General features: G+C 54.8%; 13 protein-coding genes. 7 read left to right on the forward strand and 6 right to left on the reverse strand.

The genetic code is table 11. The annotated features are described in order from the left end of the window. Positions 1-23 precede the first annotated feature (23 nt). Entirely contained in the window at positions 24-488 is a 465-nt protein-coding gene (locus NFU03_RS12820) for a helix-turn-helix transcriptional regulator (RefSeq protein WP_251639269.1), read from the reverse strand. A gap of 148 nt (positions 489-636) precedes the next feature. On the opposite strand from NFU03_RS12820, the gene NFU03_RS12825 reads away from it, so the two are divergent. Next, a complete protein-coding gene (locus NFU03_RS12825) occupies positions 637-1,215 on the forward strand; it encodes a YdcF family protein (protein ID WP_251639271.1) in 579 nt (192 codons plus the stop codon). 47 nt (positions 1,216-1,262) lie between these two features. Here NFU03_RS12825 and NFU03_RS12830 read toward each other — a convergent pair whose 3' ends face one another. Together NFU03_RS12830 and NFU03_RS12835 are read right to left on the reverse strand one after the other, a co-directional pair. Next, the gene (locus NFU03_RS12830; protein WP_251639274.1) at positions 1,263-1,700 is read right to left on the reverse strand and encodes a GatB/YqeY domain-containing protein; all 438 of its coding nucleotides are present in this window, start codon (positions 1,698-1,700) and stop codon (positions 1,263-1,265) included. A 151-nt stretch (positions 1,701-1,851) separates the two neighbouring features. After that, positions 1,852-2,085 (reverse strand): YkuS family protein, encoded by a 234-nt coding sequence (locus NFU03_RS12835; RefSeq protein ID WP_251639276.1) that lies wholly within the window; start codon positions 2,083-2,085, stop codon positions 1,852-1,854. Between the two features lie 189 nt (positions 2,086-2,274). Here NFU03_RS12835 and NFU03_RS12840 point away from each other — a divergent pair, with 189 nt between their 5' ends. Next, entirely contained in the window at positions 2,275-2,922 is a 648-nt protein-coding gene (locus tag NFU03_RS12840; RefSeq protein ID WP_251639278.1) for a zinc metalloprotease, read from the forward strand. Positions 2,923-3,007: 85 nt separating this feature from the next. Here NFU03_RS12840 and NFU03_RS12845 read toward each other — a convergent pair whose 3' ends face one another. The 3 genes from NFU03_RS12845 to tatA all read right to left on the reverse strand — a co-directional run bounded on the left by NFU03_RS12845 (position 3,008) and on the right by tatA (position 6,316). After that, complete coding sequence (locus NFU03_RS12845) at positions 3,008-4,915, reverse strand: FUSC family protein (RefSeq protein ID WP_251639280.1); 1,908 nt, start codon at positions 4,913-4,915, stop codon at positions 3,008-3,010. A 288-nt stretch (positions 4,916-5,203) separates the two neighbouring features. Then, positions 5,204-6,109, reverse strand: a complete 906-nt coding sequence (tatC, locus tag NFU03_RS12850; protein WP_251639281.1) for a twin-arginine translocase subunit TatC — start codon at positions 6,107-6,109, stop codon at positions 5,204-5,206. Between the two features lie 9 nt (positions 6,110-6,118). Further along, the gene (tatA, locus tag NFU03_RS12855) at positions 6,119-6,316 is read right to left on the reverse strand and encodes a twin-arginine translocase TatA/TatE family subunit (protein WP_251639282.1); all 198 of its coding nucleotides are present in this window, start codon (positions 6,314-6,316) and stop codon (positions 6,119-6,121) included. A 499-nt stretch (positions 6,317-6,815) separates the two neighbouring features. On the opposite strand from tatA, the gene NFU03_RS12860 reads away from it, so the two are divergent. The 5 genes from NFU03_RS12860 (at position 6,816) to NFU03_RS12880 (ending at position 13,748) form a co-directional block, all read left to right on the forward strand. Then, on the forward strand, positions 6,816-7,565 hold the full coding sequence (locus NFU03_RS12860) for a DeoR/GlpR family DNA-binding transcription regulator (protein ID WP_251639284.1): 750 nt from the start codon (positions 6,816-6,818) through the stop codon (positions 7,563-7,565). Beyond that, positions 7,562-8,491, forward strand: coding sequence for a 1-phosphofructokinase (pfkB, locus tag NFU03_RS12865; protein WP_251639286.1), 930 nt, complete (start codon positions 7,562-7,564; stop codon positions 8,489-8,491). Before NFU03_RS12860 ends, pfkB begins: the two co-directional genes overlap by 4 nt. Continuing rightward, positions 8,488-10,392 (forward strand): PTS fructose transporter subunit IIABC, encoded by a 1,905-nt coding sequence (locus NFU03_RS12870; RefSeq protein WP_251639287.1) that lies wholly within the window; start codon positions 8,488-8,490, stop codon positions 10,390-10,392. Before pfkB ends, NFU03_RS12870 begins: the two co-directional genes overlap by 4 nt. Before the next feature lie 544 nt (positions 10,393-10,936). Next, on the forward strand, positions 10,937-12,193 hold the full coding sequence (locus tag NFU03_RS12875; RefSeq protein ID WP_251639288.1) for an MFS transporter: 1,257 nt from the start codon (positions 10,937-10,939) through the stop codon (positions 12,191-12,193). Between the two features lie 151 nt (positions 12,194-12,344). Continuing rightward, entirely contained in the window at positions 12,345-13,748 is a 1,404-nt protein-coding gene (locus NFU03_RS12880; protein ID WP_251639289.1) for a Na+/H+ antiporter NhaC family protein, read from the forward strand. Positions 13,749-13,759 lie beyond the last annotated feature (11 nt).

Here is a 13,759-nt window from a genome sequence, read left to right on the forward strand (position 1 = left end):
CCTGTATAAGGAAGGCAGTTTTTTTATTCGGCTGCTTTCGTCTCCGTCAGTTCCCGGAAACGGTCGAGCACCGCAGTTTCGTCGAATGAGCTGAACCAGACGTAATCATCCGTATCCAGGATCCGGTAATGCTGACTGATCAGGTTTTGCTGGATCCGGAACACGCCAGCCCGGTCGACTTCCCGCCACCAGACTTTCCCGCCGAGCGTCTTGCCTTTCGGGCGGTCGAGCCCATCATGCGCAACTGTCCGGATCACTTCAAGCGGCGCATCCCCGAGCAGCGACTGGATGATCTCACTGTCCGAAAACAGGGCGACGATTGCGACGATCACTGTCCAGCTCGCATTTGTCCGCTCTTTCTCGATCTGCACCAGAGTCTTTTTCGACATGCCGAGCACAGATGCCATCGTCTCCTGAGAGTACCCGGCTTCCGTCCGGATGAGCAGTGCCCGCCGGGAAATCTGTTCGATAATCTGTTCCTGGTTCATTCCGGCCACCTCTTCCTTCTAGTGTAATCTTACACGAAATCGCCATAACAGGTAAAGAACCATTTTTGCGGCAACTTGTGCGGCACTGTGGGCGTCTTGTTCTATATCCAACACGGGCGGCATAGAAAAAAGGATTGAGGCGATTTTCATGATGAAAGGAAGAGGTATGATCATCATCATCTGTTTCGGTGCGCTCGCGGTCTCCGCGTGGTGGTTCGGTACCGGGCACGCCATGAAAAGCGCGCAGCGTAATGTGGCGGCGGGCGGTTCCCCGTATGCTATCGTCCTAGGCGCTAAAGTGAACGGGACACAGCCCTCGAAATCGCTCCGTTACCGGCTGGAAGCAGCGTATGACTATGCCGAGAAGTATCCGGACGTCACGCTCGTGCTGTCCGGCGGGCAGGGAGAGGATGAGGACATAAGCGAAGGCGTCGCGATGGCGGAATACCTGACTGCGCGTGGGCTGCCGCAGGAGCGGCTGATCGTAGAGGACCAATCCACTTCCACGTATGAGAATCTCGTCAATTCCAAGCGGCTGCTGCCGCCCGGTACGGCAGCTGTCACGCTCATCACGAGCGATTACCACGTCGCCCGCGCCGGCATGCTCGCGAAAAAGGTCGGATGGGACTGGGACGCGGTTTCGGCGAAGACGCCGCAATCCGTGAAGATGAAGACAGGGATCCGGGAACGGCTCGCCCTGTTGAAGACATGGGTCGTCGGCAAGTAGAAAACCGCAGCGGGCTGCCTATCGGCCCGACTGCGGTTTTCGTGTGATCAGCTGTTCAGATAGTCTTTCACGGCCTGGGATACGACTTTCCCTTCCGCCCGTCCTGCGGTTTCTTTCATGACCTGACCGACCGCCTGCCCCATCGGCGTGTCCTTCGTGATGCCGAGCGTTTCGATCAGCTGCAGGACTTCGTCGTGGGAGAGCTGTTTCGGCAAATAGTTTTCAATGATGGTGATCTTCTCTTTTTCAGCGGACACGATGTCTTCGCGGCCCGCCTTCTCCCCTTCTTCCAGCGATTGCTTCGTCTGTTTCAGCTCCCGCTGGACAACTTTCAATTCCTCTTCTTCGTTCAATTCCCGCTTGAGTTCCAATTCCTGGTTTTGGATTCCCGCACGCAGCAGGTTGATGACCCCTTTTTTCACCGTATCTTTTTCTTTCATCGCTGTTTTCATGTCCGCCAGCAGTGTCGTCTTCAATTCCGACATGTCAATCCCTCGTTTCCTTATGTGCTTTCTTCTTCAGTATAGTGAATTTACAGCCTTTCTGCACTCCAGGAGTTTTCGTCGAGCCCTCTTTTTCCGGCAGCACAAAAACACGGACCCCTTCAAGAGGCCCGTGCGGATTATCATTCGTTCTTCAGCGGGCGAGACGTTTTTCAACGTCCGCAACGATGTCTTCCACTGAGTTGCCTTCCACGCTTACAACGGGGAAGTCGTACTGGTCGATGTTGACGTCGCTGAGTGCGCGCACGACACCGAAATCATAACCGCTCAGTTTTTCATCGGATTCGCACATCGTTACCTGATGTCCTTTTTCCTCAAGTGCTTTCTTAATGTCGTCGAATGGTTTCTCTACTGCGATTTTAGCCATTTCCAAGTTCCTCCTTTATCGAATCACTATCTGTTGTGCATATTCATATGTTTCCCGTCTGGAGATGAATTAAACCTGTCCTCATATCATCGGGCCGTCCGCTGGCAGGTGAGTTGGTCCAATTTGCCAAGATTTACTTCTGCGCACACCGGGTACGTGATAGATAGACTGACGAAGGAAGTGACCGTTTTGTTTGGTTGGGCTGATCTCGGATCGCTGGTCATTTCAGCGTTCATCATACTGCCTGTCGTTATCTTCATCCGGGAATTCGGCTACTTGCCGGTGACCCTCCTGTTCGGTGTGCGCAATCCGCGGCTGACGATCGGTTCCGGTCCCCGTCTTTTCAAGTTCGGCATCTTCGACATCCGGAAGTATTACCATTTGTACAGCTGGTTCTCGTTCGACGGGATCCGCCGGCCGAGCAACGGGCGGTATCTGCTGATCTATTCGGCTCCCATCCTTGCGAATATCATTGTGGCCCTCGGTCTCAACGCTCTGTTGGCCAACGGGTTTCTTGAAAGCCAGGAACGATTCTGGAGCCGTTTCATCTTTTACGCGTTCTACTATGTGCTGTTCGATGCGATTCCGATGACTATGACGAACGGGCGGCCGAACAATGGCATGCTCATCTACGAATTGTTGCGGTATGGGAAGCGGGTCGATCACAATACGGAGAATTTCATCCCTTCCACAACGGAGACCGATGAGGAATACGAAGAAGAGATGGATCGCATTCAGAAAGTGAAGGAAAGCGCCATGCCTGACGGCGATTTATTCAACGAACCGATCGTAAAGCATCTGCCAGATGAAGAAAAGGAACGGAAAGACAGCAAGTGAAAAACAGGTGCCTGTGCGTCACACAATTCAGACACGATTCAGAATTGTTTTTAAGTTGTGTGACGCACAGGTACCGTGGGATGCTTTACTTGATCTGGCTGAAGTTTTCAATGAGTTCGAGGAGGATGCTCAGTGTAATCTTTAGTTCCAGATCAGGCTCGTTACGCAGTGCTGTATACAGATCCGTCTCCAGCTGCCGGAGATCCTTCCCATTTTCAAGCCCGTGTTCCAGCCGGCCAAGCACTTCAGCCGCCTGGGATGCGAGCTCTTTTTCAGCGCCGTGCAGCTCACTCCACTCAATCAGTTCATACATGGTGCTGGCAGCGAGGCGGCGGGCCAAAAACTGTTCATCCGGCGCTTCTTTGCCGGCCGCCTGTAAGTTGACGCGTGCCCGTTCTTCGATCATAGTGCTGATGATCAATAGATTCTTCACATTGTCACTGCCGCCTGCCTTGCTGCTGAGAAGGGATTCCTTCGTTTCAGACAGCATGGATGCAAGTGTGTCATTCGACATTTCCTCGAGATCCCGTTCGGCATCCTCCAGTTTATACGGCAGGACGAAACGATTCACGAGCAGGCCGATGAAGACGCCGATCAGCACCATGACTGCACGTTCCACGGTCAGGAATTGCGTTTCCCCGGTGACGAGGGCGACTGAGCCGATAGCGGAAAACGTGACGAGGATCGTGCTGTAGCGGTACACTTTCACGTAGCTCATCAAATACCCGGAAAGCAGCAGAAGTCCTGTCCGGATGGCATTTGTCTGGAATACGGTGAAGAGGATCCAGACGAGCAGGCCGCCTGTGATCGTGGCGAAAATCCGGTCCCTCATCTTCTTATGGGACTGCTCATAGAACGGAATGACGACCGACAGCACAGTGAAGAGGATCCACCGGCCTTCCGCCAAATTGAAATACGCCATCAGAAAACCGGCGAATGCAATGCCCGTCGCCATACGGACGGCATAGGACACTTTAATGGAAGCTGTATGGGCCGGGGTCGATCCGAGCGACAGCTTCCGGAACTTCAGCGGAATCTCCACGAGTTTTCTTGTCAGTTTCCGTTTTTCCGGTGCCAGGTTCTTCAAGGCTAGGAGACTTTCGGTCAAATAGTCGACATTGCTCAGCAAACGGAGCAGAGTGGCTGATTGCGGCGGCTTTTCTTGATAACTGTACAGTGTTTCGTCCGCTGCTTCACTAAGTGCCTTCGCGTCGATTTCTTCGGTTTTCTCATCTGCAATCCGCCCAAGCAGCGTGCGGACATCGTCGATTACGGAGCCTGCTTCGTGACGGGGTTCCAGCGAGTCGAGAAGCGCATTGATTTTTTCCAGAGCTGCCGACACGTTCAGCTGCAGCCGCCCTTCCTCCGTCAAGTAGTAGTCCTCTTCCCGCTGGTCATAGATCATGGACCGCAGCGAACCGATCGACTTCCGGATCTCCTCATCCAGTTCATCCGCAGACTCGCCCTCCAGCTTACAGTCGATCTTTTTCAGCAAGGATGCACTCACTTTCTTAACGATGGGTGTTCCTTTTTTAGCGATCCGTTTCCGGTTCACGAGGAGCTGCAGCGCCATGATGGAGACAGCACCGACCGCAAGAGCCAGCAGCCGTATCGGCAGTTCAGCAGCCGACACCGGGACAGCAAGCAGAAATAGATACTGCAGGGAAAACGGCAGGTAAAGCGGATTTTTCAAATTGAAGATCAGAGTATAGCTGATGATGAACATCATCACGAAGTGGATCGGCACAGCCGTCCATATCGAAAATTGAGCCGCGAAAGCAGCCAGCCCGGTAACGACGTTCAAACCGGTAAGTTTCACTGTGTTCGCCACCGGATGGATCGTTAAATCCCGTTCCAGCATCATGAGCATCGCAGTAATGGCGGCGACTCCGATCAATATGTTGTTTTGGCCGAACAGCCCGCCGAACAGCAGGATATAGGCCATCATACCGACAAACAGCAGCGTGTTGCCGATCACATCTTTCATTTTCATTGTCTAATTCCTTCCCTTTCATTCCACTGTTTCATTTTACATGCAGGTTGTTTAATTTAACATTAAAGCATATGTAAAGAACGCCGATCCTCTCTAAAAAGTTCCCCTCTATTGGAACGATTATGCATGAGGCATGGAATAGCGGAATGGTATCAGCGGAATGGTACCTGTGCGTCACACAATTCAGACACTATTCAGAATCGTGTTCAAGTTGTGTGGTGCACAGGCACCCTGAAAACAGCCGCCATAGAAAAAACGCCAAGCATGCGGGATGCTTGGCGTTTTTGCTTATGACAGATCGGCTGTTTCCATCTTGCGCTCTGTTCGTGTGACGAGGAAGATACTCGCTTCGTACAGACCGATCATCGGAATGAGGATGATCAGCTGGCTGAAGAAGTCCGGCGGTGTGATGAGTGCCGAGACGACAGCCAGTACGACGTAGGACCACTTCCTCACCTTTTTCAATGTCTGGGAGGTCAAGAGACCGATCGCGGACAAAAAGAGTGCGACGACCGGGAGTTCGAACAGCAGTCCGATCGGCATCGTCGTCAGCAGGAGGAATCGTGCGTATTCCTGCGCAGATACCATGACGTTGAAATTCATCTTACCGAGGTTCACTAGGAAGTTGTAACTCAGCGGATTGACGATAAAGTAGCCGAATGCAAGCCCGAGAGCGAACAGCAGCAGGATCGCCGGCGAGTAGAGACTCAGGAACCGGCTCTCTTTTTCCGTCAGCCCCGGCTTGACGAACTGCCAGAGGAAATGGCAGAGGAACGGCACGGAAAAACCGAATGCCAGTGCAGCGGAGATCGTCGTGTAGAAAGAGATCACTTCCATCGGACTCAGGACAATCAGTTCGTAACCGCGCGTAATGTACGGAAACCAGAGATTGATCGTACTGAACGCGGCGATGAAGAACAGCAGGAACACAGCGATGCTCTTGATGAGCTGTTTGCGCAGATCGGTCAGGTGGCCGACGAGATTGGACTCGTCCTCTTCAGGGTCCGGTTCCGGGTCGGAAGGGCGGATGTTCGTCGGATAGCCGTTCTCATCGGTGTACGGCATAGGAGGCGGCGTTTCTTTCGCCGATTCCGCGCTGTCCATCACCTCTTCGACAATCTCTTCGGCCTCCTGGCTGTTCTTCTCATCGAGCGGACTCAGGATTTTACGATTTTCGTTCGGATTCGGTTCCATCGTATCACCTTATTTCTCAATTTCGGACGTTTTCTTCACTTCAGCCTTTTCATCATCATCCATAATATCTTTCGCAGACTTCTTGAATTCCGCAAGTGTTTTCCCCACCGCAGAACCAACCTCGGGTAACTTTCTCGGTCCGAACAGAATAAGTACAATCACCAAAATAATAATAAGCCCCGGCACGCCGATAGCAGCAAAGTTCATTTCGTTTCTCCCCTTCCTCAATTTAAAATCCCGTGACGGATCAATCACAAAATACGGCCCGGCACACAGACGCTATGTTCTTAAATCCCACAGCACGTCCAAGTCAGCAGACCATCTACTGTCCAATACCCGTTCTTTCCGGATACTGAACCTTGCATACGAAAATTTTTTTCCGCAAGTCATTTACAATGACGCTGACCGAATCGCGACTCCTCTACAGTTTCTCCAAATCCTTCCCTTTTTAACGGGGAGCCCCGAAAAAAAACGAAAGAAATTCCGGACAGCTGTCCTCTGTCGAATGGTGTCGGTAAGACGCTTCATTTTAACAAAGCGTCCGTTCCGGGTCAATAATTCTTTCGATTCACAAACTATTTTTTCTCCGCGAGAAAACTTCGAGTATCTGTGAATGTTATTGAATGTTTTTGAATATTATTGATTGATATCTGAACATTCCAGGTTTATAATGAGGTTCATAGATATTCGGCTAAGGAGGGATTCGATGCTTGAAACTGAACGCCATGCCATCATTATGCGGATGGTTGCTGAACTCGGCACCGTCCGCATCCAGGACTTGAGAGAGGAGACCGGATCCTCCGAATCCACAATCCGGAGGGATCTGATCGAGCTCGAGAAGCAGAGGAAACTGAAGCGGATCCATGGTGGTGCGTCGAAGCTGCAGGGAAAGCTGTCTGAATCCCCTATGACCGAGAAATCATCCAAAAACCTTCAGGAAAAGCAGGAGATCGCTCAGCTTGCAGCGTCTCTTGTCGATGAAAACGATACGATTTACTTAGATGCCGGGTCGACCATCTATGAAATGATCCGTCATCTGCCGCCATCCGTGACCGTCGTGACGAATGGCATTTCGCATACTGACGCCCTGCTCGACCGCGGCTGCAAGACAATCCTGACAGGCGGCAGCGCGAAGCCGTCGACGAAGGCGCTGATCGGCAGAGGAGCGCTAGCGAGCATGAACCAGTACCGGTTCGACAAGTGTTTCCTCGGAGTGAACGGCCTTCATCCTGATTACGGGCTGACGACGCCCGATGAAGAGGAGGCGTCGATGAAGGAGCTTGCGATCCGTCTGTCACGCGATGCGTTCGCGCTCGTGGATCCTTCCAAATTCCAGGAAGTCTCTTTTGCCAGATTCGCGGAACTCGACGAAGTGACCGTCCTGACGACCGCCGCTGCACGGGAGTCTTTGGAACATTATCCGCACTCTATGAAATGGAAGGTGACCGACCAATGATCTATACTGTCACGCTCAATCCGTCACTCGATTATCTGCTCACGCTGGACTCATTTGAACCGGGGGCATTGAACAGGACGCTGTCAGATCAATACTTGGCTGGCGGCAAAGGGATCAACGTCGCACAAGTGCTGCACAATCTTGGGACCGCCGTCAGGGCGCTCGGCTTCACAGGAGGTTTCACGGGGCTGGAGCTGGAACGGCTGCTGCACGAGGCCGGAGTTACGACGGACTTCATCCGCACTGCCGGAAATACGCGGGTCAACGTCAAGCTCCGCGCCGGTGAAGAGACCGAGGTGAATGCCGCCGGACCATCGCTTTCGCCGGACCAGTTCGAACAGCTGAAAGAGCAGCTCGGGCGTCTCGGTTCAGGCGACACGCTCGTCCTGTCGGGAAGCGTGCCGACTTCCCTGCCCGGTGATACGTACGAACAGCTGGCGGCAATCTGTGTTGAAACAGGCTGCCGGTTCACCGTCGACGCGGAAGGGGATTCCCTGCTGAAGACGCTGCCGTACCGGCCGCTGCTTGTCAAACCGAATCACCATGAACTCGGCGCCATTGTGGGCGCGCAAATCTCAACGCCTGAAGAGGCTGTGCGCCATGCGCAGAAGTTGCTTGCGCAAGGGGCCGAGCAGGTCATCGTGTCGCTCGCCGGCGCAGGAGCCGTCTACGTGAGCAGGTCGCTGTCATTGATGGCCAATGCGCCCGAAGGCACTGTCCGCGGATCTGTCGGTGCCGGGGATTCTATGGTGGCCGGGTTCCTCGCCGCTGTGTCGGCGGGCCGCTCAGCAGAGGATGCGTTCCGGTTCGCCGTCGCCTCAGGAAGTGCGACCGCATTCTCGGACTGCCTCTGTACAGAAGAACAAGTTCTTTCGCTTTTGCCGCACATTTCGGTGACACAGCTTGAAGGAGGGAATGGACAATGAGAATTACAGAATTGCTGACTGCAGACACAATCTTGCTCGACCTGGAAGGGACTGATAAACCGTCGGTCATCGAGGAATTGACCGGCGTGCTCGACCGTGCCGGAAAACTGGCTGACCCGGCTGCATTCAAGGAAGCGATTTTTGCCCGCGAAGCACAGACGACGACCGGGATTGGGGACGGCATTGCCATCCCCCATGCCAAAACGAGCGCTGTCCGAGTGCCGGCGATTGCGTTCGGCCGATCAGAGGCAGGTGCTGAATACGAATCTTTCGACGGCAAGCCCGCTCACCTATTCTTCATGATTGCGGCGGAAGACGGCGCCAACAAGATGCACTTGAAAGCGCTTGCCCGCCTGTCGACCCTGCTCATGAATGAAGAAGTGCGCGCGCAGCTGCTCGCAGCATCCACGAAGGAGGAAGTGCTGGCGCTGATCGATGCGCATGACGAGCCGGACGAAGAACCGGCTGCTGCAGCATCGGCTGCCGCGCCGGAAACAGATTCTTCAAAACCATTCGTCATCGCTGTCACGGCGTGCCCGACGGGAATTGCCCATACGTATATGTCCGCGGATTCATTGAAAAACAAAGCGGCCGAGCTCGGCATTCCGTTCAAAGTGGAGACGAACGGCTCGGGCGGTGCGCAGAATATCCTTACTCCCGAAGAGATCGAACGCGCGACAGCTGTCATCGTTGCAGCCGACACGAACGTGTCGATGGGCCGGTTCGCCGGCAAGCACGTCATCGAAGTGCCCGTGGCAGACGGCATCCGCAAACCGAAGGAACTGCTCGAGCGAGCTGTCAGGCAGGATGCACCCGTCTACCAAACTGACAAGACCGCATCTTCAGATGAATCCCAGGCAGGCGGCGGCAAGAAAGGCGTCGGCGCCACGATCTACAAACACCTGATGAGCGGGGTGTCGAACATGCTGCCATTCGTCATCGGCGGCGGAATCCTCATCGCGCTCGGCTTCCTGTTCGGACCGAACTCGTTCAAACCGGATGATCCGACATACAATTCGTTCGCAGCGGCCTTGAACACGATCGGCGGCGGCAACGCATTCGCGCTCATGATTCCCGTCCTCGCCGGATTCATCGCCATGAGCATCGCGGACCGTCCCGGCTTCGCACCCGGTATGGTCGGCGGGCTGATGGCCGCCACAAGCGGCGCCGGTTTCCTCGGCGGGATTATCGCCGGATTCCTCGGCGGCTACCTAGTTGTTGGATTAAAGAAATGGCTCGCGCCGATGCCCGCCTCCCTGAACGGCATCAAGACGATCCTGCTCTATCCGCTGCTCGGGATTGCGGCGACCGGCCTGATCATGCATTACGTCGTCAACACTCCGTTCAGCGCACTGAATACGGCGATTTCCTCATGGCTGACAGGCCTCGGAACGGGCAATGCTGTCGCGCTCGGCATCGTCCTCGGCCTGATGATGGCGATCGACATGGGCGGCCCGATCAACAAAGCGGCCTACCTGTTCGGCACCGGGCTGATCGCAAGCGGCGTGTACGAACCGATGGCTGCCATCATGGCAGCCGGTATGGTGCCCCCGCTCGCCATTGCGTTTTCGACGACGTTCTTCCGGCGCAAGTATTCCGTCCAGCAGCGGGAAGCTGGTAAAGTCAATTACATTATGGGCCTGTCCTTCATCACCGAAGGGGCCATTCCCTTCGCGGCAGCCGATCCGCTCCGCGTCATCCCAGCGGTCATGGTGGGTGCCGGGATCGCCGGCGGCCTGTCGATGGCATTCAACATCGGACTCCAGGCTCCGCACGGCGGCGTGTTCGTCTTCCCACTCGTCGACGGCAGCTGGCTTCTGTATCTGCTCGCCGTCCTGATCGGGTCGATCGTCTCAGCCGTGCTGCTCGGATTCCTGAAGAAACCTGTTACCGATGCCTGACTTGGCACGAGCCGGCTCCCTCCTGGGGAGCCGGCTTTTTTGGTGGTATCGGCCAGAATGCGGGCTGAATCGGCCAAATGGAGCGTGGAATCGGACAAATGCGAGGAGTTATCGGCCAGATGGAGCCAACAATCGGCCAGTCAGTTTAATTAATCGGCAAATGGAAACGATTCGGAACTGTATCAACTCTATCCTGCTCCACACTGGCACCGGAACAAAGCGACAGAAAAATTCAACTTTCACCGATCTTCAAAAAAACTGTTGTGCTGCGGCCGGCCGTCTGATAGGATGAAAACAATTAAATAGCTCCTTTAACACGGTCCAGAGAGGCCGGAAAGGGTACCGGTATGAGAGACAGGTCCAGCCATGTCTCCTCTGTTTTGCTGCGCGCCGCCCTGACTGCCCTCTTTGGCAGTCAGGGCTTTTTTCATGCACCACGCACTCTTTTAACCCGCGTCCCGTGAGACGCAGAAAGAGGATGGCCATCGCACCCGCTGCGGTTCCATTCTTCTGGATATCCACTAACAGGAAGGCGGAACCCCACATGAACTATCAAAAGAAAACAGTCGTCGCTTCAGTCGCCGGCCTCACCCTCGAAGGCATGGACATCATGTTCATCTCCTTCGCCATGACGATGATCATCGCAGACTTCGGCATCGATTTTGCAACAGGGGGACTGATTTCGTCTGTTACGAACATCGGCATGCTGATCGGCGGCGTCACCTTCGGGATATTGGCCGATAAATTCGGCCGTGTGAAAGTGTTCACGTACAGCATCCTGCTGTTCGCGCTCGGCACGGCCCTCACCGGTCTTGCGACGAACGTCGAACAGATCTATCTCTACCGCTTCATCGCAGGACTTGGTGCCGGCGGTGAATACGGAATCGGCATGGCGCTCGTCGCGGAAGCGTGGCCGAAGCACAAGCAGGGCCGCGCTTCGTCGTACGTCAGTGTCGGCGCCCAGTACGGCGTCATCCTGGCAGCCCTGCTGAGTGCACTCATCCTCCCAGCTTTCGGCTGGCGTGCGCTCTTCTTCGTCGGCATCGTCCCGGTCATCTTCGCCTTCTTCGTGCGCCGCAACTTGAAAGAGTCACCTGAGTGGCTCGCTGCCCAGCAGGCGAAAAAGTCGGACAATGCGAAGAAGGACGCAGGCAAACTGCGCCTGCTCGTCAACTCGCCGCGCATTGCATTCACAACTCTTGCACTCGCCGTCATGGCGACAGTCCAGATCGCCGGTTATAACGGCCTGATGATCTGGCTGCCGTCCATGCTGCAGCAGTCACAAGGACTTTCCGTATCGAGTTCCGCTCTATGGACGATCAGCACAGCAGTCGGCATGATTGCCGGGATGCTGACATTCGGCCAGATCATGGATCGTCTTGGTGCGAAGAAAGCGTACGGCCTGTTCCTAATCGCTTCAGCGGCTGCAGTGTTCCTCTACAGCTACGCATCCGGCGGCGCGGGTGTCCTGATCGGCGGCGCCATTGTCGGCTTCTTCTCGAACGGCATGTTCGCCGGGTACGGGGCGCTCATCAGCAGCTTCTACCCGGTGGAAATCCGCACGACCGCGACGAACACGATCTTCAACTTCGGCCGCGCAGTCGGCGGCCTGTCGCCGATCCTCGTCGGCTACATCCTGCAGCATTACACGATGACCGCAGCGATGATCTACCTCGCCATCCTGTTCTGCATCTCGTTCATGTTCATGCTGACGCTGTCCCACGGCGCCAAGAAAGAGAACCAGCCAGGGGACGTCCAGCCGGGCGAACTGGCCGTCTCGGGTGAACAGACACTTGCATAACCTTTTCATAATCAGAACCGGTGTCCTCGGACATCGGTTTTTTCGTGCAATGAATTCACAAACTATTCCAAACCATTTGTTTACAACTCTCCCATTTAGGGAAGACACTCATAGATTCCATGCTTGCTTGCTTACCAGACAGAGAGAAAGGATGTTGAACGTATTGGGATTCGTTTCTTTACTGCCGCCGATCATCGCGGTAACATTGGCATTCATCACACGCAACACCATTCTGGCACTGGCAGCTGCCTGCGTCATCGGGGTGCTGCTGAACGGGGACGGACTTCTCGGATTCCCGGATTTACTGAAGACTTCCCTCGGCAATGAAGACTTTGCCTGGATTTTTCTGCTGGAACTGTTCATCGGTGTCCTCATCGCCTTCTTCCAGCGGACCGGTGCCATCGAGAGTTTCGCAGCCATCGCTGGACGCCGGAAACTGACTCGGAAAAAAGTGGAACTGAGCACGTGGGGACTCGGCATGTTTGTCTTCTTCAGCGATTCGTTCAGCCCTGTTTTTGTCGGCACGACGATGCGCAAGATCACCGACCGCGTCAAGATTTCACGCGAAAAGCTCGCCTACATATGTGACTCGACTTCTGCACCGATGGCCGTCATTGTTCCGTTCACCGGATGGGCGGTGTTCATCGCCGGGCTCCTCATGAGCATGGGGCCGATTCAGAATGAAGTCGACGCCATGGCGGTATTCACAAAATCCATTCCATTCAATTTCTACGCCATTCTTTCCATCCTAATGGTCGGTCTGATTGCGAGCGGCATCCTGAAAGACTTCGGTCCGATGAAAACCGCGGAAGACCGGGCGCGGAACGAAGGCAAAGTCATCCGCGACGGCTCGAAACCGATTGTTTCCAAGGAGCTCACGGACATCCGTCCATACTTCGAGGACCGCACCCTCAGCATCTTCTGGAATTTCTTCATGCCCGTCATTGTCATCATCACCATCGCGATGGGGACATTCTTCGCAATAGGCACGACGAAAACGATGGAAGCGTTCCTCGCCGCCATCATCCTCCTTGGATTCGCCATGCGGTTCCAGGGCATTCCGACTTCAGACATTATGGACACCGCCATCAGCGGCATCAAAGGCATCATGCCCGCCGTCATGATCCTCATCTTCGCCTATGCCATAAACGCGCTGAGCGAACAGATGGGCACGGCGCAATACTTGGTCAGCATCTCGGAATCATGGCTGAGCCCTGGCCTGCTGCCCGTGCTGACGTTCATCCTGGCCGGCCTGATCTCGTTTTCGACCGGTTCTTCCTGGGGGACGTACGGCATCATGATTCCGATCGCCGTTCCGGTCGCCATCGAATTTGCGGGCGGCGACATCACCACACTCGTGCTCGCTACAGTGGCAGCGGTCGCAGGTGGCGGCGTCTTCGGAGACCACTGTTCTCCACTCTCCGACACGACAATTCTCGCTTCGACGGGCGCGGCGGTCGATCATATCGATCACGTACGTACGCAGATCCCCTACTGTCTCGTCGTCGGCGGCACCGGAATCGTCATCTACCTCCTCATGGGACTCTTTTTGTAAATGAAAACCCG

It is taken from the genome of Sporosarcina sp. NCCP-2716 (assembly GCF_023707985.1).
Lineage (GTDB): Bacteria > Bacillota > Bacilli > Bacillales_A > Planococcaceae > Sporosarcina.